At 66.4% G+C, this 24,908-nt stretch carries 22 protein-coding genes; 12 read left to right on the forward strand and 10 right to left on the reverse strand.

Features of this window, described 5'->3' with window-relative positions:
* The first annotated feature begins 73 nt into the window (after positions 1 to 73).
* On the forward strand, positions 74 to 517 hold the full coding sequence (locus G6N57_RS10860; protein ID WP_077740411.1) for an SRPBCC family protein: 444 nt from the start codon (positions 74 to 76) through the stop codon (positions 515 to 517).
* Between the two features lie 57 nt (positions 518 to 574).
* Here G6N57_RS10860 and G6N57_RS10865 read toward each other — a convergent pair whose 3' ends face one another.
* Both G6N57_RS10865 and G6N57_RS10870 read right to left on the reverse strand, forming a co-directional pair.
* A complete protein-coding gene (locus G6N57_RS10865; protein WP_133118389.1) occupies positions 575 to 1,984 on the reverse strand; it encodes a hypothetical protein in 1,410 nt (469 codons plus the stop codon).
* Positions 1,985 to 2,457: 473 nt separating this feature from the next.
* Complete coding sequence (locus G6N57_RS10870) at positions 2,458 to 3,780, reverse strand: hypothetical protein (RefSeq protein ID WP_077740413.1); 1,323 nt, start codon at positions 3,778 to 3,780, stop codon at positions 2,458 to 2,460.
* A gap of 459 nt (positions 3,781 to 4,239) precedes the next feature.
* Here G6N57_RS10870 and G6N57_RS10875 point away from each other — a divergent pair, with 459 nt between their 5' ends.
* Entirely contained in the window at positions 4,240 to 5,157 is a 918-nt protein-coding gene (locus tag G6N57_RS10875; RefSeq protein ID WP_077741890.1) for a TIGR03564 family F420-dependent LLM class oxidoreductase, read from the forward strand.
* Here the strand turns inward: G6N57_RS10875 and G6N57_RS10880 are convergent.
* Entirely contained in the window at positions 5,154 to 6,698 is a 1,545-nt protein-coding gene (locus tag G6N57_RS10880) for a sensor domain-containing protein (RefSeq protein WP_077740414.1), read from the reverse strand. The two genes, G6N57_RS10875 and G6N57_RS10880, sit on opposite strands and share 4 nt — an antisense overlap.
* On the reverse strand, positions 6,695 to 7,054 hold the full coding sequence (locus G6N57_RS10885; protein WP_133118390.1) for a hypothetical protein: 360 nt from the start codon (positions 7,052 to 7,054) through the stop codon (positions 6,695 to 6,697). The genes G6N57_RS10880 and G6N57_RS10885 overlap by 4 nt, the downstream gene beginning before the upstream one ends.
* A 156-nt stretch (positions 7,055 to 7,210) precedes the next feature.
* On the opposite strand from G6N57_RS10885, the gene G6N57_RS10890 reads away from it, so the two are divergent.
* The 3 genes from G6N57_RS10890 (at position 7,211) to G6N57_RS10900 (ending at position 10,122) form a co-directional block, all read left to right on the forward strand.
* Positions 7,211 to 7,906 (forward strand): GntR family transcriptional regulator, encoded by a 696-nt coding sequence (locus G6N57_RS10890; RefSeq protein ID WP_077740416.1) that lies wholly within the window; start codon positions 7,211 to 7,213, stop codon positions 7,904 to 7,906.
* A 108-nt stretch (positions 7,907 to 8,014) separates the two neighbouring features.
* Positions 8,015 to 9,541: an NCS1 family nucleobase:cation symporter-1 gene (locus tag G6N57_RS10895; protein ID WP_077740417.1), complete on the forward strand. Its 1,527-nt coding sequence runs from the start codon at positions 8,015 to 8,017 to the stop codon at positions 9,539 to 9,541.
* Between the two features lie 254 nt (positions 9,542 to 9,795).
* The gene (locus tag G6N57_RS10900; protein ID WP_077740418.1) at positions 9,796 to 10,122 is read left to right on the forward strand and encodes a WhiB family transcriptional regulator; all 327 of its coding nucleotides are present in this window, start codon (positions 9,796 to 9,798) and stop codon (positions 10,120 to 10,122) included.
* On the opposite strand, the gene G6N57_RS10905 is transcribed toward G6N57_RS10900, so the two are convergent.
* Entirely contained in the window at positions 10,119 to 11,285 is a 1,167-nt protein-coding gene (locus tag G6N57_RS10905; protein ID WP_077740419.1) for a pyridoxal phosphate-dependent aminotransferase, read from the reverse strand. The two genes, G6N57_RS10900 and G6N57_RS10905, sit on opposite strands and share 4 nt — an antisense overlap.
* A 55-nt stretch (positions 11,286 to 11,340) precedes the next feature.
* Here G6N57_RS10905 and G6N57_RS10910 point away from each other — a divergent pair, with 55 nt between their 5' ends.
* The 3 genes from G6N57_RS10910 (at position 11,341) to G6N57_RS10920 (ending at position 16,153) form a co-directional block, all read left to right on the forward strand.
* Complete coding sequence (locus G6N57_RS10910; protein ID WP_077740420.1) at positions 11,341 to 12,447, forward strand: alkene reductase; 1,107 nt, start codon at positions 11,341 to 11,343, stop codon at positions 12,445 to 12,447.
* Positions 12,448 to 12,778: 331 nt separating this feature from the next.
* On the forward strand, positions 12,779 to 13,990 hold the full coding sequence (locus tag G6N57_RS10915) for an acetyl-CoA C-acetyltransferase (protein ID WP_044520379.1): 1,212 nt from the start codon (positions 12,779 to 12,781) through the stop codon (positions 13,988 to 13,990).
* A 15-nt stretch (positions 13,991 to 14,005) separates the two neighbouring features.
* On the forward strand, positions 14,006 to 16,153 hold the full coding sequence (locus tag G6N57_RS10920) for a 3-hydroxyacyl-CoA dehydrogenase NAD-binding domain-containing protein (protein ID WP_077740421.1): 2,148 nt from the start codon (positions 14,006 to 14,008) through the stop codon (positions 16,151 to 16,153).
* A gap of 99 nt (positions 16,154 to 16,252) precedes the next feature.
* Here G6N57_RS10920 and G6N57_RS10925 read toward each other — a convergent pair whose 3' ends face one another.
* Positions 16,253 to 16,699 carry a TIGR03618 family F420-dependent PPOX class oxidoreductase gene (locus G6N57_RS10925; protein WP_179968389.1) on the reverse strand — a complete coding sequence of 149 codons (447 nt, stop codon included), beginning with the start codon at positions 16,697 to 16,699 and terminating at the stop codon, positions 16,253 to 16,255.
* A 9-nt stretch (positions 16,700 to 16,708) separates the two neighbouring features.
* Positions 16,709 to 17,131 (reverse strand): PPOX class F420-dependent oxidoreductase, encoded by a 423-nt coding sequence (locus G6N57_RS10930; protein ID WP_077740422.1) that lies wholly within the window; start codon positions 17,129 to 17,131, stop codon positions 16,709 to 16,711.
* Between the two features lie 154 nt (positions 17,132 to 17,285).
* Between G6N57_RS10930 and G6N57_RS10935 the strand changes: the two genes are divergently transcribed.
* Complete coding sequence (locus tag G6N57_RS10935) at positions 17,286 to 17,951, forward strand: nitroreductase (protein WP_077740423.1); 666 nt, start codon at positions 17,286 to 17,288, stop codon at positions 17,949 to 17,951.
* 5 nt (positions 17,952 to 17,956) lie between these two features.
* Here G6N57_RS10935 and G6N57_RS10940 read toward each other — a convergent pair whose 3' ends face one another.
* The gene (locus tag G6N57_RS10940; RefSeq protein ID WP_077740424.1) at positions 17,957 to 19,162 is read right to left on the reverse strand and encodes an FAD-dependent monooxygenase; all 1,206 of its coding nucleotides are present in this window, start codon (positions 19,160 to 19,162) and stop codon (positions 17,957 to 17,959) included.
* Positions 19,163 to 19,239: 77 nt separating this feature from the next.
* Between G6N57_RS10940 and G6N57_RS10945 the strand changes: the two genes are divergently transcribed.
* Positions 19,240 to 19,785, forward strand: a complete 546-nt coding sequence (locus G6N57_RS10945; protein ID WP_077740425.1) for a TetR/AcrR family transcriptional regulator — start codon at positions 19,240 to 19,242, stop codon at positions 19,783 to 19,785.
* 67 nt (positions 19,786 to 19,852) lie between these two features.
* Complete coding sequence (locus G6N57_RS10950; RefSeq protein ID WP_077741892.1) at positions 19,853 to 21,676, forward strand: S9 family peptidase; 1,824 nt, start codon at positions 19,853 to 19,855, stop codon at positions 21,674 to 21,676.
* 3 nt (positions 21,677 to 21,679) lie between these two features.
* Here the strand turns inward: G6N57_RS10950 and G6N57_RS10955 are convergent, their stop codons facing one another.
* Together G6N57_RS10955 and G6N57_RS10960 are read right to left on the reverse strand one after the other, a co-directional pair.
* Positions 21,680 to 22,690, reverse strand: a complete 1,011-nt coding sequence (locus tag G6N57_RS10955) for a zinc-dependent alcohol dehydrogenase (protein WP_077740426.1) — start codon at positions 22,688 to 22,690, stop codon at positions 21,680 to 21,682.
* The gene (locus G6N57_RS10960; RefSeq protein WP_077740427.1) at positions 22,687 to 23,586 is read right to left on the reverse strand and encodes an IclR family transcriptional regulator; all 900 of its coding nucleotides are present in this window, start codon (positions 23,584 to 23,586) and stop codon (positions 22,687 to 22,689) included. The genes G6N57_RS10955 and G6N57_RS10960 overlap by 4 nt, the downstream gene beginning before the upstream one ends.
* Before the next feature lie 58 nt (positions 23,587 to 23,644).
* Between G6N57_RS10960 and G6N57_RS10965 the strand changes: the two genes are divergently transcribed.
* Positions 23,645 to 24,907, forward strand: coding sequence for a sulfotransferase family protein (locus G6N57_RS10965; protein WP_077740428.1), 1,263 nt, complete (start codon positions 23,645 to 23,647; stop codon positions 24,905 to 24,907).
* Position 24,908: the final 1 nt, after the last annotated feature.

Below are 24,908 nucleotides of genomic sequence, written 5' to 3' on the forward strand. Positions count from 1 at the left end.
TTTGGTTGCTGACTGACCGGCGCGCATCGCGGAATCCCCGCCTTCAGCGGCACGCTTCGCTAGATTCGGAGACGTGGCTGTGCAGGCATCACGCGAGGCCGTCTTCGACGCCTCGCCGGAGGCGATCATGGAAGTGCTCGCCGATGTCGACGCGCTACCGTCCTGGTCTGCATTGCACCGGCGCATCAAGGTCATCGACCGCTACCCGGACGGCAAGCCCCACCACGTCAAGGCGACGATGCGTCTGCTCGGAATCACGGACAAGGAAACGCTCGAATTCCACTGGGGCGATTACTGGATGGTGTGGGATGCCGAGCCCAACCTGCAGCAGCGCGGGCAACATATCGAATACAACCTGACTCCTGAGGTGGACAAGACTCGGGTGCGGTTCGACGTCATCGTCGACCTCGCGATGCCCATCCCGGAGTTCCTGATCAACCGCGCCAGGACACTCGTCCTCGATGTCGCCATCGAGCGATTGCGTCAGCGCGTCATGAGTAATTCACGCCGCCGTTGATACCCGCGAGTCGGCCCCGCCGGTGGAGGATGGCGGGGCCGACGGCTAGGGGTGCGGTTACTCGCTGCTCTTGCCGGATCCGGAGTCGGAGCTACCGCCGGCGGCGCCGCTGTCGGCTTTCCTGCCGGCCTTGTCCGGCTTGGCGATGCCCTTCCTGAGCCCGTCGCGGATCTTCGAGACCGTCGAATTCACGTTCTTGCCAACCGAATCGACAGACTTCTTGATGTCGCCGCGAATCTTCTCGGCGGGTTTGGCGGACTGCGCCTTGGCCGCGACGCGGGTGCTGCTGGTGCTGGGCGCCTCAGCAGCGGTGTCGTCGGTGGTGGCGGTGTCGGCGGTGGCTTCGTCTGAAATCGTTGCCTTTTCGTCAATTTCGGCGCTCACCGGCTCGGTCTCGGTGGCCTTCTCAGCCGGAGCTTCGGCGGCCACAGCCTTCACCCCGGCATCGGCGGTGAGGTTCACCGTGACGGCCTTGGGTGTAGCCGACGGCAGGGCGTTGACCGCGGCGGGACCGTCAGCAAGCACCTGATCGTCCGCGAACTTCTGCACTGCCGACCGGTTGGCCTGCGCGCCACCGAAGATGCCGCCGACGAGGTCAGCGATGGCGCCGCCCAGGTCGTGGCGGTCGGTGCCCGGCGTTTTGATCAGGTCCGCCAGCTGGCTGAATGTGTTCAGGATCCCAGCTGCGGCGCCGGAGGCGTTCGGTGGTGCGCTGAGCAGCCCGGGATAGAGGTAGTTGAATTCCGGGTCCATATAGCCGTTGAGGAATGCGCCGGTCAGGGCGGCGGGCGCATTGATCACGGTGCTCGCGAGGGTGACCGGGTCCATGTCCTTGATGGCGCTCACGGCGACTTCGAGGCGCGTTCCCGCCTCGCGGAGTAGCGGCTCAAACGGCGCGATCATGCCCAACCCGACGCCCATGAGAACCGGGAACAGCGACCCGTCGACCAGGTTCCCGAGATTTTTGAACGGCTGGGATAACGCAGGCCACGCCTGTGACGCCCCCATGATGATGGGCAAGCCGAGAAAGACGACACTCGAGAGCGCGGTGATGAACCCGTCCTCGAACTGTCCTGCCGCGATCTGGTCGGCAGCCGTCTGGAGAATCGCCGGCACGCCAGAGGGGTTCTCGAGTGAGAACGCGTTGGCCAGTCCGGTGGCAAGGCTGTTGCCCGCCTGGGCGAGTGCCCCCAGGCCGTGGATCTGGTTCGCGATGATCTGCGTGAGCATCGGCGCCGGATCCTGGAGCCACTGCCCAGCGAGCCCGGCAACGTTGCCGCCGGCCGCCCCGAGGACGTCAGCCCACAGCGCGATGGGGTTCTGGAACGTAGTTAGCTGAACTGCTGCTGACTGGATTGCCGGCGCGGGTAGATCCGCGGGGATCGGTGATATCGGCGTGAGTGCGATGGCGCCGGCGCCGACGAGAGCGACGCCCGCCGTGAGTGGTGAGCGAAGTGTGACTGACATCTACTTCCTATCGGTGAGTGGTCTTGGACACGGAAACGGTACCCCAGAAACGCGCGAATAGGGAATGAATAGAACGTGTTCATTTTGGCCGTTTGGGACTCATTGTTTCGTCGGTCCATGCCAACTTCGTGCTGGTAGAGATCGCTTTATGGCCGGGAGGGCAGGAACTACGGATATATGCAAACGGTGGCGTCCAAAGGGTGGATGCTGGTGTGTATGAAGTGTGGATGCTCACCTGTCAGGCGAGTCTCACCCAGTGCCTGCCGATCGCTCGTGGGCGGGGTAGCAAATGTGCTCGCTGGGCGGTGCCGAGACATGGCGGGGCGCCCTGAATGCACAGACCGGCCCGGCCGGGGTGTGCCGGAATCTTCGCATTATGTTTGCTGTGGGATGGCATGTGCGAGCCGGGTGCCGCATTCCGGCACGTCGGCCCCGCCTGCGGAGGATGACGGGGCCGATGGCCGGGGGTGTGGTTAGTCGCTGCCGTCGCTGGAGCCGGCGTTGCCTGCGCTGCTGTCGGTCTTCTTGCCGGGCTTGGCGGGCTTGGTGATGCTCTTCTTGAGCCCGTCGCGGATCTTGGAAACCGTCGAATTCACGTTCTTGCCAACCGAATCGGCGGACTTCTTGATGTCGCCGCGAACCTTCTCTGCAGCCATGGTGGACGGCACCCTGGCTGTGACGCGGGTGCTGCTGGTGTTGGTTGCGTCAGCGGTGGTGTCGGTCTTCTCGGTAACCGTGGTGGCGGCGTCGTCTGAAACCGTTGCGTTTTCGTTGGTTTCGGGGCTCGCGGGCTCCGTCTTGGTGGCTACCTCGGTGACGACCTTCTCGGCCGGAGCCTCGGTCACTGTGGTCTTCACCGCGGCGTCGGTGGTGAGGCTGACGGCGACTGTGTCGGCCGTCGCCGACGGCAGGGCCGCTGGGCTGTCGGAGGCGACGGAATCTGGCGCGGTACGCAATGCCGTTGTCGCCGTCGGTGCCGGGGCGCCGAGCGCCTGGGCGATGGCCCGGCGAACCTGCACCATCACACCCGCGATGGGGCCGGGCATGCCTTCACTGAGCGGCTTGTCGGGTGTCAGGATTCCTGGTGTGAATTCGGTGCCGTTGATCAGTCCATTGAGAACCAGCGCGGGAGTGGCGATCAGGGCGTTCACCGCCGCGACCGCGTCGCCGCCCTTCACCGCGTCGGCGAAAGACTGCACGCCGACCCCGAGCTGGCTGGCGGTGCTCGACATGATCTGCAGAGAGCCGAGCACGGTGCCGAACAGCGTCATCGGGTTGGCGATGGTCTGGGCGACGTTGTAGAGGTTGCCGGTGATGCCGACGGTGATCGACGACAGCGACATCAGCGGCATCGCCATGCCGATCGCCAGCCCGAACACCGGATACACCATCTGCACGATGGCCTGGTCGTACTTGCCCTCGTCGAGTGCGGCTTTCACCATGTCCGCATACATCGGCAGGTCGTTGACCCACTGCACCACGCCGTTGCCCATGCCCTGGACGATGGTGCCCACCGTCTGGGCGTGCCCGGCCCCGTTGTGCAGCAGCTGGGTCAGGATCGGTGCTGGGTCGGCCAAGATCTGCTCGGCGAGTGTCGTCGCGCTGACCCCGGTGTTGGTGAACAACTTGACCCATGCTTCCAGCGGATCAATCGCGGCGGTTAGCTGAACAGCTGTCGACTGGATTGCCGGCGCCGGCAGTTCTGCCGGGGGAGCCGATAGCGGCGTGAGTGCGATGGCACCGGCGCCGATCAGGGCGACTCCCGTAGCGAGCGGTGAACGCAGTGTGACTGGCATCAAGTTCCTCTCGGAGGGTGATCTTGGACACCGGGAGAGTACCTGGGAAATGCCTGAAAATCACAAAATGGAACGTGTTCGTACCGGGATCGCGCGGCGCGATATTTTCGCCGGTGTCTGCCAAATTATTGCTGTTCATCAACGGTGTCGACGGGTCGTCTCGAGAAACTACGGACGATGGCGTCCATCGGCGCGCGATGGGCGCACATCGTTGCGTTGGAAAGTTCGATTGCGCGTGTGTCGCGCGACAGGTATCCGGACCTGCCGATACTTGATTGTGGCGCGTGGCAAATTATTTGCTGGGATAAATTGCGCCCGTCTGCCGAATGAGCCGGTAAGTCTCGCCTTGGTCGGGCGTAGCCGAGAATTGGAGGGAAAGTTTGCTGAGCAGTTGTCGCGGGTATGGCGCACCGTGAGTGGAACGGAACAACCCAGACTGCCTGCCGGTTGGTACCGGTCATGCCCACCGGAGTCGTCCTCGCCCTGAACCCGTCCGCCCCCAACGTCGTCGACGCGGCGATCTCGCAGGCCCGTACCGCGTATGCGGCCGGGGTCCGTCAGATCTGGCTGGCCCAGCAATTCGACGTCGATGCCATCACGCTGTCCGCGTTGATCGGGGCGGCTGTGCCCGGCCTCGGGGTGGGTACCTCGGTGGTCCCGATCAATCCTCGGCACCCGCTGCTGGTGGCTTCTGCCGCACAGACTGCCCAAGCCGCCGCGCACGGCAATTTCACGCTGGGGCTCGGCCTGGGTTCGCATGCCCCTGAGCATCGGGCCTTCGGCACGGTGTGGTCCGACCCCGTGGGCCGGCTGCGGGAGCACCTGCAGGTGCTGCGGGCGATCTTCGACGATCGAGCCGTCGACTTCCACGGCTCGGCATTCACCGCACGCCCCGAGTGGCCCGTACACGTACCCGGCGGCGTCCCGGTCCCGGTGTACGTGGCGGCGATGGGGCCCAAAGCCCTTCAGGTGACCGGTGAATTGGCCGACGGGACACTGCCGTACCTGGCCGGCCCGCGCACGGTGGGGGAGTTCATCGTGCCGACGATCACCGAGGCAGCCACGGCGGTCGGCCGGCCACAACCGCGGGTGGTGGCAATGGTTCCGGTCCTTGTCGACGACGACGCCGACGCTGCCCGGGCTGCCGCCGCGGAACGGCTCGCGTTCTATGCGACGATCCCGTCGTATCAGAAAGTCATTGCCAGGGAACAGGTTTCCAGCGTAGCCGAACTGGCGGCCGTCGGGTCAGCGGAGCAGGTGCGCGCACAGTTGCAGCGTTATCTCGACGCCGGTGCCACCGATGTGGCGCTGAGCCCGATCCGGACCGAACCGGAGGATCTGGCCGCGCTGTGGGCGGTGGCCGCCACGCTGCCCTAGTCGGTGGGTATCCGATCGCGCATGGCGTAGACGACGGCAACGGCACGCGATGGTTCCTTGGTTCCGCAGATATCGACGGCGATGACGATGTTGGACTTGGCTGCCAACGCCTGCGTGCAGTCCTCGACAGCGGTCGACGGCGCCGAATCAGGCATGGACAGAATGCCTTCCTGCAATCCGTGTGTGCCGAGGGTGCGGGGTTGAGCCTGCCCGTGTCGGTTCACCGCGGCGGTCTCGCCGACACAGTAACCCCAGCGGTCCTGGACGCGCGCCATGAACTCCGCGGCCTCGGCGGGGTTGGCGAAGCTCATGGCGCGTTGCCGTAACCACACGATGTCACCGGTGATCTCGCGTTCCCGTGCCGCCGGTACCCTTGCCGGGTACGGCGGCAGCGCCGCGGGGATTCCCGACGGATCGCCTTCGGGCGCACAACCTTCCGCCGGAGTGGACGTGCCGGTGGCCGGTGCGTCGTCGGTGTCGACGTCGGGGCCGGCTGCACGGAGACCTCTCGCATCCACGATGGTCTGTACCTCCTCTGGCCCGATCAGAATCGTTCCGAGGTCAGGCTTTCCGTAGCTGCGAACCAGTTCCGGGCATTGCCAGAACGGGTCGATGCTGGGGCCTTGCACAACCGGGGTCGAGTCCACGATTCCGGTGATGCGGTGCGTCGCGTCGGGGGTCACCGTGATCGCGTAACCCTGCTCCCGCGACCACCTGGCCGGTACCAGCACGTAGCGCCCACCGTGTGCTTCGAGCACGCGAAGGCACTGGTAGCGGTAGAGCGGCGGGGCCGACGGCCCTTGGCTGGGGAGCACCGTCGTCTTGACCAGGTTGTCCGGCAGATTCAGCGCCTCTGTGGTGTCGAGTTGTACTGCGGTGTAATCACCGTCGGCGGCCCACAGCCGGCTCGCGGCATAGCCGCCGTGGCCCTTGCCCTGCGCGACGGCGTACAGGTCGGTGGCCCAGAACAACGCCACCACGAGCCCCGTGGCCGCCAGGGCGAGCAATGCCCGCTCCGCGGGCTTGGGCAGCCGGCTCAGGCCGGTGAGGGCCAGGGTCCAATAGCCTGCGGTCAGTAGGGCGATCCCGGCGGCGATCGTCACCGCCATGTACACGTCCGGGGGATTGACGATTACCCATTTGATGAGGCTGCGCTCGGTCGTCAGCCACACCACCGCGACCGTCAAGCTTGCTGCGCCCAGACCCGTGATCAACCATGCGATGCTGCGCAACAACGTGATTCGGCGCCCTGACGCCACCCAGTGCCGAACGGCCACGGCCAGCACAGCCAACACCGCGAGGACGGCCAGGACCCGCAGGGCGGCGAAGAAGAAGAGTCCCACGGTGGTGACGGCGTAGTCGGACGAGGTGTAACCCAGCGTCGACGGATCGACACCGAAATACTGCAACTTGTTCCGGATGAACAGCAGGCCGAAGAAATAACACAACCCGGTGATGAGTGATGTCGGCGCGACGACCAGGGCCGCGAGGCTCAGCCACCGCTCCGCGGACTGGGTGAGCGACTTCGTCTCGTCGCTCACGCCGGCGGCGCCTGCGGCGACGGGACTGACGGCTCCGGTGGATTGTCGGTCGTCGTCGTGGTGATCGTCGGGGTGGGCAAGGTGGTGGTCGTCGACGGCACCTCGACTGTCGTCGTGGTCGACGGTGTCGTGCGGGTGTAGCCGCCGCTGCCGTAGCCGGTGGTCGTCGGATTCGAGCGCGTGGCGTGGGGCGTGGTGGTCGTGGTCGACGGCAACGTCACGTTCCCGCTCGTCGGCGCGTGGGTCGTCGTCTCGGGGTGGTCCTGCCCTCCGCCGCAAGCCACCGCGAGCACTGCGGCAGCGGCGACCGCCGTGAGTCCGGCTGCGCGTCCGAGCGTCGTCGATCCGAGGTTCATCACGCCTCCCACCAGTGTCTTTACGATGGTGGCAAATCAGGTCTGATTGTGCGCGAGTATCCGACTACTCGAATTGGGCCGCGCGACAGATCCGACGCGGAGTACCCGTACGCTCCACAGGGCGGTGGCGGCCGCGCTGCCTTAGCATGTGGCCGTATGCGGGCTCCGCGACGATCGGCGCTGCTCGAACAGCTGGTGACGGCCGGCCATTCGCAGCAGGCGGTCCTCGATGAGCTGCGCCGGGCCATCCTCGACGGCGGAGTGCCTCCGGGCACCCCGATCCCGCTCGCCGAGGTGGCCGACGCATTCGGGGTCAGCCAGATCCCGGTGCGAGAGGCGCTGAAAACCCTCATCGGCGAGGGTCTGGTGGCCCACCGCCGAAACGCCGGCTACCGCGTGGCACTGCTGACCGCTCAGGAACTTCGCGAAATATACATCGTGCGTGAGACTTTGGAGTCAGCCTCGTTGGCGGCTGCGGTGGCCAACGCATCGGACACCGACCGGGCCGCGGCGGTCGCGGTGAACCACCTGCTACAACAGGCGATCGCCGACGACGATGCCGCGGCGTATCACCGTCAGAGCCGTAACTTCCACGCCGCTCTGACCCGGCCGTCCCGCATGCATCGGCTGCTCCACATGCTCGAAGCCGCCTGGAACGTCACCGAACCTGTGCAATCGATGGTGCACGTCAGTCAGGAAGCTCGGGCCCAGCTGCATGCCGACCACGGCGACATGCTCGACGCATTCCTGGTCGGCGACGCACCGCGCCTGGTCGCGGTTTCCGAACTGCATGCCGCGAGGCTCAACGCCGTGATCGCCACCTTGCCGACGCGGACGGGGCTGTTGGCGTAGATTTCGGCCCAGCCGGCCCGTCTGCAGGTCGCGAAATATATTCTTCGCGAAATTGACTCATAGCTCTGGCGAAATAGCTGGGAAACACAAGGTTTCTAGCGTCGGTCCATGACCGACACCGTTGTATCCCAAACCGTGGGTGCCGCAGATCTCGTCGAGGCGGCCGGCCACCCGGTCGGCAGCGGTGAGATCAAGCCCGGCTACGACCCACGGCTGACCAATGAGGATCTGGCTCCGCTGCGCAAGCAGACCTGGACTTCCTACAACATCTTCGCGTTCTGGATGTCCGACGTGCACAGCGTCGGCGGCTACGTCACCGCAGGCAGCTTGTTCGCGCTGGGGCTGGCCAGCTGGCAGGTGCTGGCGGCGCTGCTGATCGGCATCACGCTCGTGTACTTCCTGTGCAACCTGGTGGCCAAGCCGAGTCAGGCTGCGGGCGTGCCGTATCCGGTGATCTGCCGCACCGTGTTCGGGGTGCTCGGCGCCAACATCCCGGCCATCATCCGCGGGTTGATCGCGGTGGCCTGGTACGGCATCCAGACCTTCCTGGCCTCAGCGGCCCTGGACATCGTGCTGGTCAAGCTGTTCCCCGCGCTCGCGCCCTACGCCGTGGTCGCCGACTTCGGATTCGCCGGCCTGTCTGTGCTGGGTTGGGGAAGTTTCTTGCTCTTGTGGGTTTTGCAGGCCTGCGTGTTCTGGCGTGGCATGGAATCGATTCGCCGGTTCATCGACTTCTGCGGGCCTGCGGTCTATGTGGTGATGTTCGTTTTGTGCGGCTACTTGATCACCAAGGCCGGTTGGGGCGCGATCGATCTGAACCTCGGTGACGTCACGTACACCGGCTGGGCATCGGTACCGGTGATGCTCGGGGCGATCGCCCTGGTGGTGTCCTACTTCTCCGGGCCGATGCTCAACTTCGGTGACTTCTCCCGGTACGGAAAGACTTTCGCAGCGGTCAAGCGGGGCAACTTCCTGGGCCTGCCGCTGAACTTCCTGGTGTTCTCGGTGCTGGTGGTGGTGACCGCCTCGCTGACGCTGCCGGTGTTCGGTGAGTTGATCACCGATCCGGTCCAGACCGTGGCCCGCATCGACAGCACATTCGCGATCGTGTTGGGCGCGTTGACGTTCACCATCGCCACCATCGGCATCAACATCGTCGCCAACTTCATCAGTCCGGCCTTCGACTTCTCCAACGTCAGCCCGCAGCGGATCAGCTGGCGAGCTGGCGGCATGATCGCCGCGGTCGGGTCGGTACTGATCACCCCGTGGAACCTGTACAACAATCCCGAGGTCATCCACTACACGCTGGAGACGTTGGGTGCGTTCATCGGTCCGCTGTTCGGTGTGCTGATCGCCGACTTCTACCTGGTGCGCAAGCAGAAGGTCGTGGTCGATGATCTGTTCACCATGGATGAGTCCGGAAAATACTGGTACAGCAAGGGATACAACAAGGTAGCGGTCATCGCGACGGTTGTGGGCGCGGTGCTCGCGGTCATCCCGGTGCTGCTGGGAGGCCGCGTAGCGGGCATGCATACCGCTGCCCAGTACAGCTGGTTCATCGGCTGCGGCGTGGCCCTCGGTCTCTACTACGTGCTGGCCCAGCGCGACCCTCGGGTCGCAATGTCGCTGTCATGACCGCTCGCATCGAGGCGTGTGCTCGCGCGGTATGCGCTGCCGGCATCTTGTGAGCGGTCCATACCATCTGAGCGCTGGCCGCGCGTCGGAATGGAGCAGCAAAGTGTCGCGATCTGCGGTCAATTCCTTACAACATGACAACCTGACGCCTCTGGCTGGGCTGGCAGCATGGCAGGCCCAACCCGACTTTCTTCAAAGGGGTGAACGCCTTGTCCCGCACGCTTTTCGATCCACATCCAGCGCCGGAATTCGTTGTGAGACAAGCAGTAAGCGATCGCGCCCCCACTCGCCCGGCACTCCCGGTCTACCGCTCCCCGCGGAATCTGCCACCACCGGCGCTCGATGAGTGGAGTTGGCAGCAGCACGGCCTCTGCCGGGACCATCCGGCCGAGGTGTTCTTCCCGGAGGAGGCCCGGGGGCGCCCGCTGCGCCGTCGGGAGGACGCGGCCAAGGCGATCTGCCTGACTTGCCCGGTGCTGGCCCGGTGCCGGGCGCATGCCCTGTCCGCTCCCGAGCCCTACGGCATCTGGGGGGCGATGACGGCACGAGAGCGCGCCATCACGCTGAGCGACGAGCGCTAGGCGCGCAGCGTCTGGAGCCGGCGGATGGCCTCTTCCATGGTGTCGTCGCGCTTGCAGAAAGCGAAGCGCACCAAGTGATTCCACAGATCGGCGTGCGGTGCCTCGGGGTCGCAGAACGCCGACATCGGGATCGCGGCCACCCCCGCCTTGTGCGGCAGCTCGGCGCAGAACTGCGTGCTGTCCGAATAGCCCAGCGGTCGTGGGTCGGCGCACAGAAAGTACGTCCCGCGGCTGTCGTGCACCTCGAACCCGATATCGGCCAGCGCGCTACCCAGCCGGTCCCGCTTGGTCTCGAATGACTGGCGCAGGTCTGACACCCAGCCGTCCTCGTGATTGAGTGCGTGGGCCACCGCCGGCTGGAACGGGCTGCCGCCCACGTAGGTGAGGTACTGCTTGGCGGCGCGCACCCCGGCGATCAGATCGGCAGGCCCGCAGGCCCAGCCGATCTTCCAGCCGGTGACGTTGAACATCTTGGCCGCACTGGAGATGGTCACGGTCCGCCCGGCCATGCCGGGGTAGCGGGCCAGGGGGAGGTGCTCGACCCCGAATACCAGCTGCTCGTACACCTCGTCGGTGATCACCAGCAGGTCGTGCTCGATGGCCAGCGCCGCGATGGCGCGCAACTCGGCATCGGAGGCCACGGCGCCCGTCGGGTTGTGCGGGGAGTTCAGGATCAGCGCTTTGGTTTTCGGGGTGACAGCGCGGCGCAAAGCCTCGATGTCGATCCCGAACCCGGCCCCGTCGGCGACCAACGGCACAGCGACGCGCGCACACCCGGCCATGGCGATCACCGGGGAGTACGAGTCGTAGAACGGCTCGATCACCAGCACTTCCGAGCCCGGCTCGACCAGGCCGATTACCGACGCGGCGATGGCCTCGGTGGCGCCGACGGTCACCAGCACCTCGGTGTCGGGGTCGTACTCGACGCCGTAGTGGCGTTTGCGCTGAGCGGCGATCGCGTGGCGCAGCTCGGGGATGCCGAGGCCGGGCGGGTACTGGTTGTGGCCTTCGGCGATCGCGTTCTGCGCCACCTTGAGCATCTCGGCCGGGCCGTCCTCGTCGGGAAAGCCCTGTCCGAGGTTGACCGCGCCCAGACGGCTGGCCAGGGCAGACATCTCCGCGAAGATGGTGACGGCGAAGGGCTGCAGCCGTGTGACAGTCATGTTGCATGAGGCTAGTGCGGGAATGATTGCCACGCCTCCGACGCTTTAAGGCTGCGTGACCTACAAACTGAACGCCGACGCCGCACTGTTGCAGCCGATCCAGGTCGGCGACACCGTCGCCACCAACCGTCTGTTCATGGCGCCGCTGACGCGTTCGCGCGCCGATGCCGATGGCACCCCCTCGCCGCTGGCGGCGCAGTACTACTCGCAGCGCGCCGGTGCGGGCCTGATCATCAGCGAGGCGACCGCCGTGGCCGAGACCGCCAACGGCGCCTACATGAATACTCCCGGCATCTACACCGACCGCCATCAGGACGGTTGGGCCGAGATCGCCGAATCGGTGCACGCCGAGGGCGGCAAGATGTTCGTCCAGCTCTGGCACGTCGGCCGGATGGCGCACTCCGACATCAGCGGGTTCGAGCCCGTCGCGCCCTCGGCGATCGCGGCCGACATGGTCACCCACACCCCCGCAGGCAAGAAGCCGCTCGAGGTGCCGCGTGCGCTCGACATCGATGAGATCCCCGCGATCGTCGCGCAGTTCCGGGCCGCCGCGCGCCGCGCGATCGACGCGGGCATGGACGGCGTGGAGATCCACGGCGCCAACGGCTACCTGCTGCACCAGTTCGCCTCCGACGTGGTCAACCAGCGCACCGATGCCTACGGCGGTTCGCCCGAAAACCGGGCCAGGCTCACCGCTGAGGTCGTCGAGGCCGTCGTCGACGAAATCGGTGCGGGCCGGGTCGGGCTGCGCATCTCGCCCGGGAACCCCGCCGGCGGTATGCATGAGAACGACGCGATCAGTACTTATGAGGCCCTGCTGGAGCGCATCGCACCGCTCGGCCTGGCCTACCTGCACGTGCTCATCGACCCGGCCACGCGGGCTTTCGGTGTCATCCGCGCCCTGTGGTCGGGGACGTTCGTGCTCAACACGGGCCGGGGCACCGACACCGACTTCTCCCTGCTGGAGGGTTACGCGCAGTGGGGCGCCATCAGCGCGTACGCGGCGGGGCGGGCGTTCCTGGCCAACCCCGACCTGATCGACCGGCTGCTGTTGGGCGCCGAACTCAACGAGCCCGATGTGGCGACGTTCTATGCGCCAGGGCCGGCGGGCTACACCGACTACCCGACGCTGCTCGCTGTCGAGGAGCCTCGCTCGGCCTGACGCCGTCCAGTGGCCACCGCTGTCGCGTCGTTTTCCACGTGGGGGTCGCTGCGCCGCGCGTGGGCAGCCCTGGTGTGGAAAACGGTGGCGAGTAAACGTGTGGCGCATACCTGCTGTGGCGTCGTTTCCTACGTGGGGGTCGCTGTGCCGCGCGTGGAGCAGCCCTGGTGTCGAAAGCGGCGATCGCTCCCGCAAAAGATGATGCTGAGCACAGGCCCAACCAACGGGTTGGGCGAGGCTGATACTCTGCCGTTCAGAGGACCGCCCACATTCGCTGGGCGGTTCCACAACCCAACCTGAACCTGGACGCCGATACGGCAGGGGAGCAGACATGTCCGAAGAAGCCTTCATCTACGAGGCGATCCGTACGCCCCGTGGCAAGCAGCGCGGCGGCGCACTCAACGAGATCAAGCCGGTCAACCTGGTTGTCGGCCTGATCGAGGAGATCCGCAGCCGGTACCCCGACCTGGACGAGACGCTGATCAGCGACGTCATCCTGGGCGTGGTTTCCCCGGTCGGCGACCAGGGTGGCGACATCGCCCGCACTGCCGGTCTGGTGGCCAAGCTGCCCGAGACCACCGGTGGTTTCCAGCTCAACCGCTTCTGCGCGTCGGGCCTCGAGGCCGTCAACCTGGCCGCCCAGAAGGTCCGTTCCGGCTGGGACGACCTGGTGCTGGCCGGCGGTGTCGAGTCGATGAGCCGCGTGCCGATGGGCTCCGACGGCGGCGCCTGGGCGTCTGACCCGGAGACCAACTACCGCATCGGCTTCGTCCCGCAGGGCATCGGCGCCGACCTGATCGCCACCATCGAGGGCTTCTCCCGTGACGACGTCGACGCTTACGCGGCACGGTCGCAGGAGCGCGCGGCGGCGGCCTGGTCCGGCGGCTACTTCGCCAAGTCGGTCGTCCCGGTCAAGGACCAGAACGGCCTCGTCGTCCTGGACCACGACGAGCACATGCGTCCCGGCACCACCGCGGCCGACCTGGGCAAGCTGAAGTCCGCGTTCGAGGGCCTTGGCGCGATGGGCGGCTTCGACGACGTGGCGCTGCAGAAGTACCACTACGTCGAGAAGATCAACCACGTCCACACCGGCGGCAACAGCTCGGGCATCGTCGACGGTGCCGGCCTGGTGCTGATCGGTAGCGAGAAGGCCGGCCAGAGCCAGGGCCTGACCCCGCGGGCCCGCGTCGTGGCCACCGCCACCAGCGGCGCCGACCCGGTCATCATGCTCACCGGCCCCACCCCGGCCACCCAGAAGGTGCTGGACCGTGCCGGCCTGACCGTCGATGACATCGACCTGTTCGAGCTCAACGAGGCCTTCGCCTCCGTCGTCCTGAAGTTCCAGAAGGACCTCAACATCCCGGACGAGAAGCTCAACGTCAACGGTGGCGCCATCGCGATGGGCCACCCGCTGGGCGCCACCGGCGCCATGATCACCGGAACCATGGTCGACGAGCTCGAGCGTCGTGGCGCTCGACGTGCCCTGATCACGCTGTGTATCGGCGGCGGCATGGGCGTGGCCACCATCATCGAGCGCGTCTGAGAGGTCTGAAAAACAATGGCTGAGAACACCATTCAGTGGGACAAGGATGCCGACGGCATCGTCACCCTGACGCTGGACGACCCGACCGGTTCGGCCAACGTGATGAACGAGCACTACAAGGAATCCATGCACAATGCCGTGGAACGCCTTGTAGCCGAGCAGGATTCGATCACCGGTGTGGTCATCACCAGCGCGAAGAAGACCTTCTTCGCCGGTGGCGACCTCAAGGGCATGATGAACATCGGCCCGGACGACGCCGCTGAGGCGTTCGAGATGGTCGAGACCATCAAGGCCGACCTGCGCAAGCTGGAGACCCTGCCCAAGCCCGTCGTGGCCGCCATCAACGGCGCCGCGCTCGGCGGCGGCCTGGAGATCGCGCTGGCCACCAACCACCGCATCGCCGCCGACGTCAAGGGCAGCCAGATCGGCCTGCCCGAGGTCACCCTGGGCCTGCTGCCCGGCGGTGGCGGCGTGGCCCGCACCGTGCGCATGTTCGGCATCCAGAAGGCCTTCATGGAGGTCCTGAGCCAGGGCACCCGCTTCAACCCGACCAAGGCCAAGGAGACCGGCCTGGTCGACGAGCTGGTTTCCAGCGTCGACGAGCTGGTCCCGGCCGCCAAGGCATGGATCAAGGCCAACCCCGAGGCCCACACCCAGCCGTGGGACGTCAAGGGCTACAAGATCCCCGGTGGCACCCCGTCCACCCCGGCGCTCGCCGCGATCCTGCCGTCCTTCCCGGCCCTGCTCAAAAAGCAGCTCAAGGGCGCCCCGATGCCGGCACCGCGGGCCATCCTGGACGCCGCTGTCGAGGGTGCACAGGTCGACTTCGACACCGCCAGCCGCATCGAGAGCCGTTACTTCGTCTCGCTGGTCACCGGCCAGACCGCCAAGAACATGATTCAGGCGTTCTTCCTGGACCTGCAGGCCATCAACGGCGGCGCCTCGCGCCCCGAGGGCATCGCCAAGCAGGAGATCAAGAAGATCGGTGTGCTGGGCGCGGGCATGATGGGCGCCGGTATCGCCTACGTGTCGGCCAAGGCCGGCTACGACGTCGTGCTCAAGGACGTCACCATCGAGGCGGCCCAGAAGGGCAAGGCGTACTCGGAGGGCATCGAGGCCAAGGCGCTCAAGCGTGGCAAGACCACCGAAGAGAAGTCGGCGGCGCTGCTCGCGAAGATCACCCCGACCGCCGATCCGCAGGATCTCAAGGGCGTCGATTTCGTGATCGAGGCCGTGTTCGAGAACCAGGAACTCAAGCACAAGGTGTTCCAGGAGATCGAGGACATCGTCGAGCCCAACGCGCTGCTCGGCTCGAACACCTCCACGCTGCCGATCACCGGTCTGGCGACCGGCGTGAAGCGCCAGGAGGACTTCATCGGCATCCACTTCTTCTCACCCGTCGACAAGATGCCGCTGGTGGAGATCATCAAGGGCGAGAAGACCTCTGACGAGGCGCTGGCCCGGGTGTTCGACTACACCCTCGCGATCCGCAAGACCCCGATCGTGGTCAACGACAGCCGCGGCTTCTTCACCAGCCGTGTGATCGGCACCTTCGTCAACGAGGCGCTGGCCATGCTGGGCGAGGGCGTCGAGCCCGCGTCGATCGAGCAGGCGGGTTCGCAGGCCGGTTACCCGGCGGCGCCGCTGCAGCTGAGCGATGAGCTCAACCTGGAGCTCATGCACAAGATCGCCGTCGCCACCAAGGAAGGTGTCGAGGCCGCCGGTGGCACCCACGTGCCGCATCCGGCCGAGGCCGTCGTGGAGAAGATGATCGAGCTCGGTCGCCCGTCGCGCCTGAAGGGTGCCGGTTTCTACGAGTACGTCGACGGCAAGCGGACCCAGCTGTGGCCCGGCCTGCGGGAGACGTTCAAGTCCGGCTCTTCGCAGATCCCGCTGCAGGACATGATCGACCGCATGCTGTTCGCCGAGGCGCTGGAGACCCAGAAGTGCATCGACGAGGGTGTGCTCACCTCGACCGCTGACGCGAACATCGGCTCGATCATGGGTATCGGCTTCCCGCCGTACACCGGTGGTTCGGCGCAGTTCATCGTCGGTTACCAGGGTGAGCTCGGGGTCGGCAAGGCGGCGTTCGTCGCCCGTGCCAAGGAGCTGGCCGCCAAGTATGGCGACCGCTTCCTGCCGCCGGCCTCGTTGGAGAGCTAACTCTCACCGCGACCAGTCCCCCGCAAGCGGGAGGGGCCCCAGCTTAAACCCCCGAAACTCTTGGGTTTCGGGGGTTTTCGCGTCTTTTCGGCAGAGATGTCAGCCGGGGTTCGAGTACACCCGCGTCGGCGTGATCAGGACGGCGGCGCGACGCTCTTCGCGCATGACGCGGTCGTAGGTGTCCCAGTCGTCGTGGGTGCCGCCGGCCGCCTCGAAGACGGCGCGCAACAGCAGCCGCAACGCCTCGGCGTCGGTGTCGGGGCTCGGATCATCGGGCCCGATGATCTCGACGGTGCCCTCGACCGTCACCCACTGCCAGCCGGCCCGGGCGACGACGGTGGCGCGGGGGTCTGCGCGCAGGTGCTGAAGTTTGAGCGACCCGCCGATCGCCACGAGGGTGACGACGGGTTCACCGGTGCGCGGATGGGCCATCACACCGGCGTTGACGACAGAGGACTGGATGCTGCCGTCACCGCGCAAGGTGCTCAGCGCACAGAGCCCGTGATCGCGGGACAGCATGTCGGCGAATGCGGAAACGTCGGTCACGGCCGCCTCCTATTCCGCCACGTCGAAGGCGGCATGGACTTTCGTCGGTCTGACCCGCACCACGAGTTCGCCCGGTACCCCGTTGCGCCGGCCGAATTCCTCGGCGCGGTCGGCGCCCATGTAGCGGCCGCCGATCCGGGTGGCGGTGCCGAGCAACTCGTCGGGGTCCTCGCCGGTCGACGCGACGCCCTGAACCTGGACGAACGAAAACGGCGGGGTGTCGTCGTGGATGCACAGCACCACCCGCGAATCCCGGGCCAGGGCTCGGCCCTTGGCGGTGTCTTTACCGGTGTTGAAGACCAGTTCGCCGTCGTCGACGACGAACCACACCGGCGCCGACAACGGCCGCCCGTCGGCGGCCACCCAGCTCAGCACGGCAGTGCGGGTGCCTTCGGACAGGAATGCGATGACGTCCTCGGAAAGTTCGCCCATGTGGCCACGCTACGCCGGGAGTGATGGTCGGCGAGACGTCTGAACGGCCACGTTGAGCCACGCAGACTACGGACTTACAAGGGTGCGCCCGCCGTCGGTGACCGGCAGGCTGAGTTCAACGACCGAAACCGGTTGCCGAGAAAGGTGGACGATCGTGGATGTCTACGAGGCGGTAAGCACCCGGCGCGCAGTGCGGGGCTTCACCGATCAGCCGGTCCCCAAAGAGGTGCTGCAGCGCGTCCTGTCGGCCGCTGCCTGGGCGCCGTCCGGATCGAATCTGCAACCCTGGCACATCTTCGTGGTCACCGGCGAACCTCTCGCACGGCTCAAGAAGCTCGCCGTCGAGCGGGTGGCTGCCGGCGATGAGTGGGACGAGGCCGAGTACGTGATGTACCCGCCTGAGTTGAAATCACCGTATGCCGACCGGCGATCCCAGTTCGGCAAGGAGCGGTACAGCGCGCTCGGTATCGCGCGCGAGGACTGGGAGGCACGTCAGCGGGCCGCCATCGCGAACTGGGATGCCTTCGGCGCGCCCGCTGCCCTGTTCTGCTACATCGATCGTGACCTCGGCCGCCCCCAGTGGTCGGACCTGGGGATGTTTCTCCAGACGGTCATGCTGCTGTTGCGGGCCGAGGGGTTGCACAGTTGCCCGCAGATGTCGTGGGCGAAGGTTCGCAAGACCGTCGCGCAGTTCGTCTCGCCGCCGGACGAGCTCATGCTTTTCTGCGGCATGTCGATCGGGTACGAGGATCCAGCGGTCAACTACATCCGCACCGGCCGGGCCCCGTTGGACGAGACCGTCACGTTCATCGACGACTAGTCGGTTCAGTTCAATCGGACCGGCCAGCTCGGTAGTGGCATGGTGTCGTAGAGTCGCACACCCTTGTCGTTGAGCCGGGCGAGCCTCTGGGAGACGACTGATGGCAGCAGCGAGATCAGCCGGCCGGCACCGACCAATGCGCGGATGCCCCAATTGCTGGTGGGCACCACGGTTTTCGCGTTCACGCGAGCCAGCTTTCGGCTGTTGACCACCGGCTCCAGCATCGTGCGTTCGTAGGCCGCGAACGCCGCCGGGTAGTCGTTGCCGGCCCGCACCATCTCGGCGGCCAGCACATAGGCGCCGTACACCGCGAGGCTGGTGCTGCCGCCGACGGCAGGCCCGGGGCAGTAGCCGGCATCCCCGACGAGGGTCACCCGGCCGCGCGACCAGGTCGTCATCTCCAGCTGGGTGATGGCGTCGAAGTAGAACGTCGGCGTTCGCGGTACTTCGTCGAGCCAGCGGTCCACCTCGCCACTCATGTGCTCGAATGCGGCACGCAGTTGCGCTTTTTGGCGGTCCGCATCGCGGTAGTCGTACTCCAGCGGGCGGCTCGGCCGGAAGATGAACACCGCGCGTGCGTCGTCCAGATGGTCGGCGGTGTAGATCCCGGCCATGTGCCCGGGTTTGAAGTAGCCGGTCATCTCGCCGTCACGGGCCAGCTCTTTCGGCACCGATACCACCGAGAGGTATCCGCCGAGGAAGCTCTCGGAAACGTTGTCGCCGAACGTCAGCCGCCGCACGCCGGAGTGCAGACCATCGGCCCCGACCACGACGTCGAAGCGCCGGGGTGCGTTGTGCTCGAAGGTCACGTCACCGTCCGGTGAGATCGCGGTGATGGTGTCCCCGAAGAGATACTCGACATCGTCACGGCCGGCCTGGAAATAGATCTCGCTCAGGTCATCTCGCATGATCTCGACGTGCCGGTCGGACATCACCCCGATGATCTTGAGGTAGTCCAGGCGGGCGGGGCGCGCCGCGCCGGGCCGGTGGATGATCATCTCGGTGGTGCCGGTGGCGTGCGCCTCGATGTCGGGCAGCACGCCCATGCGTTCGGAGATCTCCATGGCGGGCCGGAACAGGTCGACGGCGTGGCCGCCCGTCTTGCGCAGTGCGGGTGAGCGTTCGACCACGGTGACGTCGACTCCGTGTCGCGACAGCCAGTAGGCGAGTACGGGCCCGGCGATGCTGGCACCGGAGATGAGTACCTTCACGATTTCCCCCTTACTTAACGGTCGGTAAGTGCTCTTGTCGAGAGCTTACCTATCGTTAAGTAAGTTAGGGTGGCTACGTGGCCAAGCCCGCTTTGGATACCCGGCAACGCATCCTCGATGCGGCGCGCGAGCTGTTCGCCGAGAAGGGGGTGGTGCGTACCAGCCTGCAGGACATCGCCGACCGTCTCGGCATCACCAAGCCCGCGCTGTACTACCACTTCCGGTCACGCGAAGACCTGGTCCGCAGCATTCTGCAACCGCTGATCGACGAGGGCGAGGCCTTCATCGCCGAGCAGGAACGCAAACGCGGAGCGGCCCGGGCCTCGGCGCGGGAACTTCTGGAGGGCTACTTCGACTTCCATTTCCGGCATCGCGCCGATCTCATCCTGATCGTCTCCGAGCTGACCACGCTGGTCGATCTGGGGTTGATCGACCAACTGCTGGCCTGGCGGGCCCGGCTCGGCGTGCTGGTTTTCGGCCGCAAGCCGACCCTGCAGCAGTCCGCCCGCGCGGTCATCGCGTTCGGCGGTCTGCAGGACTGCTGCCTACAGTTCCCCGACACTCCCTATGAACAGCTGCGTGCCGCCACCGTGGACGGGGCGATGGCCGCATTGGGTCTCTAGCCGCTGCACTGTCGAGTGGGCATGATGGATGGCACTGCCGATGACGGGGGGCCAGATGTCCGGTGACATGGGAGACGTGAAACTCATCCCTCTCGAAGTCCTGCTGGGCCAGCCGGAACGGGCTGGTGCCCTGATATCACCGGACGGCACCCGGCTCTCCTATCTCGCCCCACTCGAGGGCGTGTTGAACGTGTTCGTCGGTGATGTCGCGTCGGGCGCCGAGCGGCCGGTTACTCACGACACCGATCGCGGGATACAGGCCTACTTCTGGGCGCATGACAACCGTCACCTCATGTACATCCGGGACAAGGACGGCAGTGAGAATTTCCGGCTGTATGACGTCGACCTGCAGACCGGGGCCGAGCGGGACCTGACACCGATGGACGGTGTGCAGTGTCGAGTCATCGCGCATCGCAAGCGGTTTCCCAACGACGTGCTGGTCGCGATCAACAAGGACAATCCGCAGCTGCACGATGTGTATCACCTCGACTTGAGTACCGGGGAGTTGCGCAAGGTTGTCGAGAATCCCGGCTATCTGGGCTGGGTGGTCGACGATGACCTGTTGGTACGGGGCGCGGCCGCGCCGACGGCCGAAGGCGGCTTGATCATCGTGGTGCGTGACGATGAGACGTCTCCGTGGCGGACGCTGCTGGAGGTCGGGCCGGAGGACGCGGAATCGACCGGGCCGGTGGGATTTACGAAGGACGGCACGGCGATGTACCTGCAGTCCTCGGTTGGTTCGAATACCAGCAGGCTGGTCAGGATGGACATCGCAACCGGCACGACCGAGGTGATCGCCGAGGACCCTACCTACGACATCAACAGCGTGATCATCCATCCCGACACCCGAGAAATTCAGGGCGTGACGGTGTACGCCGAGCGCCAGGAGTACCGGATCTTCGACGACTCGATACGCGGCGACATCGAGGCACTCGAGCGGCTGCACCCCGGTGAGCTGATGATCCGGGACCGCGACGACGCCGATGCCACGTGGCTCGTCGCATTCGACCAGGACTCGGGACCGGTGAAGTTCTACCGTTGGGATCGTGGTTCGCAAACGGCGACATTCCTTTTCGATCACCGTCCAGAGCTCAACGACTACCCGCTGGTGCCGATGGAACCGTTCAGCTACACCGCCCGGGACGGGTTGACGATCCATGGCTACCTGTCCTTTCCGCCGGGCGCGGACCGCAAGAATCTCCCCACCGTCCTCGACGTGCACGGTGGGCCGTGGGGCCGGGTCGGCTGGGGCCTCGACCCCGAGGCGCAATGGCTCGCCAACCGCGGGTACCTGTGTGTGCAGGTGAACTTTCGCGGCTCCAGCGGCTACGGCAAGGATTTCCTCAACGCCGGCAACCGGGAGTGGGCCGCCAAGATGCACGACGACCTGCTGGACGCCATCGACCACCTCGTCGGCCAGGGGATCGTCGACCGGGACCGGGTCGCCATCTACGGCGGCTCCTACGGCGGGTATGCGGCGCTGGTCGGCGCGACCTTCACCCCCGATGTGTTCCGGTGCGCGATCTCGATGGTCGGGCCGTCCAACCTGAACACCCTCATCGAGTCGTTCCCCGAGTATTGGAGGCCGATGATCATGCTGTGGCACAAGCGCGTTGGTGAGGACCCCGACTTCCTGTGGTCCCGCTCGCCGCTGTCCCGGGTGGACGCCATCCGGATTCCGATCCTGATCGGCCAGGGGGAGAACGATCCGAGGGTGAAGCGGGCGGAGTCCGAGCAGATCGTGGCGGCCATGGAAGAACGCGGCCTCGACTACGAGTATGCGATGTATGAGAACGAGGGCCACGGATTCGTCAAACCCGAGAACCGCCTTGATTTCTACCACCGGGCAGACCGGTTTCTCGCCAAACATCTCGGCGGTCGTGCCGAGTGAGCGTCAGTCGAACGTGACGACGATCTTGTCGGCGGCGCCCGGTGTGGACGCGGTGGCCAGCGCTTCGTCGACGCGGTCGAACGGGATGGTGTGGCTGACGATGCGGGCGTACTTCTGCCAGTTGGCGACGAGATCCTCGGTCACGTCGAAGATCTCGTCCGGGTAGCCCATCGATCCGAGGATGGTGATCTCGTTGCTCATGAGCGACAGGAAGTCCACCGATACCGGTTCCTTGTGGACGGCCACCACGCCGATCGTCGCGCCCTTCTTGGCCATCGTCACCGCGCTCTGGACGACGGCGGGCACGCCTGCGGCGTCGAGGTAGATGTCGGTGCCGGCCTTCCCGGGGAACATCGCTTCGCCGGGGCCGTGGAGCTCGACGAGGCGCTGCGCGAGGTTCTCCTCGGCGGAGTTGATGACGGCGTCCGCACCGATCTCCAGTGCCGTTTCCAGCCGGGAGGCGATGAGGTCGGCCACCACGACATGTTGTACACCAAGGGATTTGAGTGCCAGGATGGCGCCGAGGCCGATCGGGCCCGCGCCGAAGACGAGCACCTTGTCGGTGGTGCGGGGCCGGCAGCGGTTGACGGCATGGCGCGCGACGGCCATGGGCTCGTTGAGTGCGGCCACCTCGAAGGGAATGTGGTCGGGAATGACCTCGAGGTGTGTCCCGCGCACCGCGTCGGTGATGAGCAGGAACTCGGCCAGGGCGCCGCGGCCACCGCCGTTGCCGATGATGTCGCCGGGCGAAGCCATGGGGTCGACGACGACGTGGTCGCCGACCTTGAGTCCGGTGACTTCGTCTCCCGCGGCGACGATCTCGCCGGCAGGCTCGTGGCCCAGGGGCATGCGACCCTGGTGCGGGGGCAGCCCGCCGAGCGCGATGTAGAGCGCGTCGCTGCCGCAGATGCCGCAGGCGCGGATCTTCACCAGCACGTCGCGCGGCCCGATCTCAGGTTGAGCCACGTCGACGACGTCCGTCGCGCCGGGACCGGTCACCATCGTCACCTTCATGCGCTTACTCCTTGCAGACGATCTTCGATTCGCTGTGCGGCATCACAGACCTGTGCGCCCAGTTCTGCCACGGTGGCGGCGGTGAGCGCGCCGAACGGCGCGGCCGTCACCGACATCGTCACGAGGCCGTCGGCATCCCGGACCGGGGCGGAGATGGTGGCGATCCGGTGAGGGCCCGCATCGTCGAGCTCGCCGGGGAGGTAGTCGACCAGGGTGAGGTCGGCGAAGGACCAGGCCAGGCGCCGGGTGATGGCGTCGGGCTCGCCCTCGTCGGCCAGGGCGCGCAGAGCGGAGTAGACCCGGACGTACTCCGGGCTGAGCCGCTCGATGACGTATCCGCGCCGGCGCACCTCGGCCAGGACCGCCGCCAGGCGCTTGCGGAGCTTGGGTGCCGGCTCTCCCACGGCACCCAGCCAGGACTCCTGCGCCGACTGGGCGGCCCATGCCACATAGTCACGACCGAAAGGGGCCACCAGCGGGATGCGGAACCCGGTCCTGATGTGCGGTGCGGTCAGGGTCTCGCCGACCGCGTCGATGATGTGCAGGCTCGCGGCCTCGCGGCGGGCGAGGAATGCCTGTGCACCAGTGGATTCGGAAAGGGCCTGTAGGACAGGGCGGAAGGCGCGGTTGTTCGAGGGGCGCCCGAGTGCTGCCACCGCCGGCCCGCAGGAGTAGCCGCCGCCGGTGTCGTCGCGCACCGCCCACTGATGTGCGGCGAGCGTGGTCAGGATGGCATGTCCGGTGGCGCGGCTGATGTCGAGGCGCCGGGAGATCTCGGCGAGCGGGAACGCCCGATCGGGCTCGGCTCCCAGCAATTGCATCACCGCGATCACCCGCTCGGTCGGCGGCGACGGCACTTGACTGGCGGTGGTCTGCCGGTCTACCTTCAGCGTCATATTTTCGAACGGTACGTCGAATATTCGACACGCACAAGTCGCAAACCGGGAGTGATGGATGGGCAGCGTCACCGACGTCATCGAGTTCGACGACCTCGCCGCGCCTCGGCTCAGCGAGGCGCAGCGACAGATCCTGGAGTACACCGAGGCCAGGCGGGTCGAATTCGATATCGAGGCGATGCTGGCCGAGGCGGTGACCCAGGCCGGGGTGGCCGACCTCGCCGACACCGCCGGCTTCGGTGACCGTTTGTCCGCGCACGTCGCCGCGATCGAAGCCGACACCGGCCTGACTCAGCTGGCCCGGATGACCTTGCGCAGCAGGGTGGTTCGCCTGCTGCGCAACCGGCTGTCGCTCAACGATCTGATCAAGCGCTATCCCGAGATCGAAGCGATCCCGATCGAGCGGCCGTTCATCGTCGTCGGGATGCCGCGCTCGGGCACCACGCATCTGGTGAACCTCATCGCCGCCGATCCGGGCCGCCGCGCGTTGCCGTACTGGGAGAGCCAGGAGCCGATACCTGCGCGCGGGCACGGTGCGGACGTCTACGGGGTCGACCCACGCTACGCGCGGGTGAAAGCCGAACACGACGCGTTGATGGCCAGCACCCCACTGGTGGCCGCCATGCACGACAGGTTCCCGGAGGCGATCGAGGAGGAGGTTGAACTGCTCGACCTCGACCTGGCGTCATATGTGCTGGAATGGCATGCTCGCGTGCCGGATTGGCGCGACTACTACCTCGGGCTGGACCAGGTCGGGCACTACGCCTACCTGAAGAAGGTGCTGCAGGCGCTGACGTTCCTGCGGGGCCCGCGGACCTGGGTGCTCAAGAGCCCGCAGCATTGTGAGCAGCTGGGTCCGCTGATGGCGACCTTCCCGGATGCGACGGTGGCGTTCACTCACCGCGACCCCGTGGCGGTGATTCAGTCGGCCATCACGATGATGGCCTACGGCGACCGGATGCGCCGGACGAGCATCGACCCCGCCTGGTTGGTCGACTATTGGAGCGACCGCGTGCATCGGCTGCTCAGCGCGTGCGTGCGGGACCGCGAGCTGGTGCCGGCCGACCGCAGCATCGACGTCGCGTTCCACCACCTCAACGGCAACGAGATGCCGTTGCTGGAACAGCTTTACGCCCGTGGTGGGGTCGACCTGACGGTGAAGGCGCGCAAACGTTTCCAGCAGTACCTGAACGGTAACCCGCGTGGCAAGCACGGCCGTATCCGCTATGACCTGCAGCGACATTTCGGGGTGTCCGCCGACGAGCTGCGCGGCCGGTTCGACTTCTACTTCAACCGGTTCGACGTGCGGCCCGAGAGCTGAG

The organism is Mycolicibacterium boenickei (genome assembly GCF_010731295.1).
Lineage (GTDB): Bacteria > Actinomycetota > Actinomycetes > Mycobacteriales > Mycobacteriaceae > Mycobacterium > Mycobacterium boenickei.

Bases quoted from the DNA above. Each gene is read 5' to 3' on its own strand.
- G6N57_RS10955 (WP_077740426.1), bottom strand. From the start codon at position 22,690: ATGAAGGTGACGATGGTGACCGGTCCCGGCGCGACGGACGTCGTCGAC.
- G6N57_RS10930 (WP_077740422.1), bottom strand. From the start codon at position 17,131: ATGGGCGAACTTTCCGAGGACGTCATCGCATTCCTGTCCGAAGGCACC.
- G6N57_RS10965 (WP_077740428.1), top strand. From the start codon at position 23,645: ATGGGCAGCGTCACCGACGTCATCGAGTTCGACGACCTCGCCGCGCCT.
- G6N57_RS10865 (WP_133118389.1), bottom strand. From the start codon at position 1,984: ATGTCAGTCACACTTCGCTCACCACTCACGGCGGGCGTCGCTCTCGTC.
- G6N57_RS10870 (WP_077740413.1), bottom strand. From the start codon at position 3,780: ATGCCAGTCACACTGCGTTCACCGCTCGCTACGGGAGTCGCCCTGATC.
- G6N57_RS10875 (WP_077741890.1), top strand. From the start codon at position 4,240: ATGCCCACCGGAGTCGTCCTCGCCCTGAACCCGTCCGCCCCCAACGTC.
- G6N57_RS10905 (WP_077740419.1), bottom strand. From the start codon at position 11,285: ATGACTGTCACACGGCTGCAGCCCTTCGCCGTCACCATCTTCGCGGAG.
- G6N57_RS10885 (WP_133118390.1), bottom strand. From the start codon at position 7,054: ATGAACCTCGGATCGACGACGCTCGGACGCGCAGCCGGACTCACGGCG.
- G6N57_RS10960 (WP_077740427.1), bottom strand. From the start codon at position 23,586: ATGACGCTGAAGGTAGACCGGCAGACCACCGCCAGTCAAGTGCCGTCG.
- G6N57_RS10950 (WP_077741892.1), top strand. From the start codon at position 19,853: ATGGGAGACGTGAAACTCATCCCTCTCGAAGTCCTGCTGGGCCAGCCG.
- G6N57_RS10920 (WP_077740421.1), top strand. From the start codon at position 14,006: ATGGCTGAGAACACCATTCAGTGGGACAAGGATGCCGACGGCATCGTC.
- G6N57_RS10890 (WP_077740416.1), top strand. From the start codon at position 7,211: ATGCGGGCTCCGCGACGATCGGCGCTGCTCGAACAGCTGGTGACGGCC.
- G6N57_RS10895 (WP_077740417.1), top strand. From the start codon at position 8,015: ATGACCGACACCGTTGTATCCCAAACCGTGGGTGCCGCAGATCTCGTC.
- G6N57_RS10915 (WP_044520379.1), top strand. From the start codon at position 12,779: ATGTCCGAAGAAGCCTTCATCTACGAGGCGATCCGTACGCCCCGTGGC.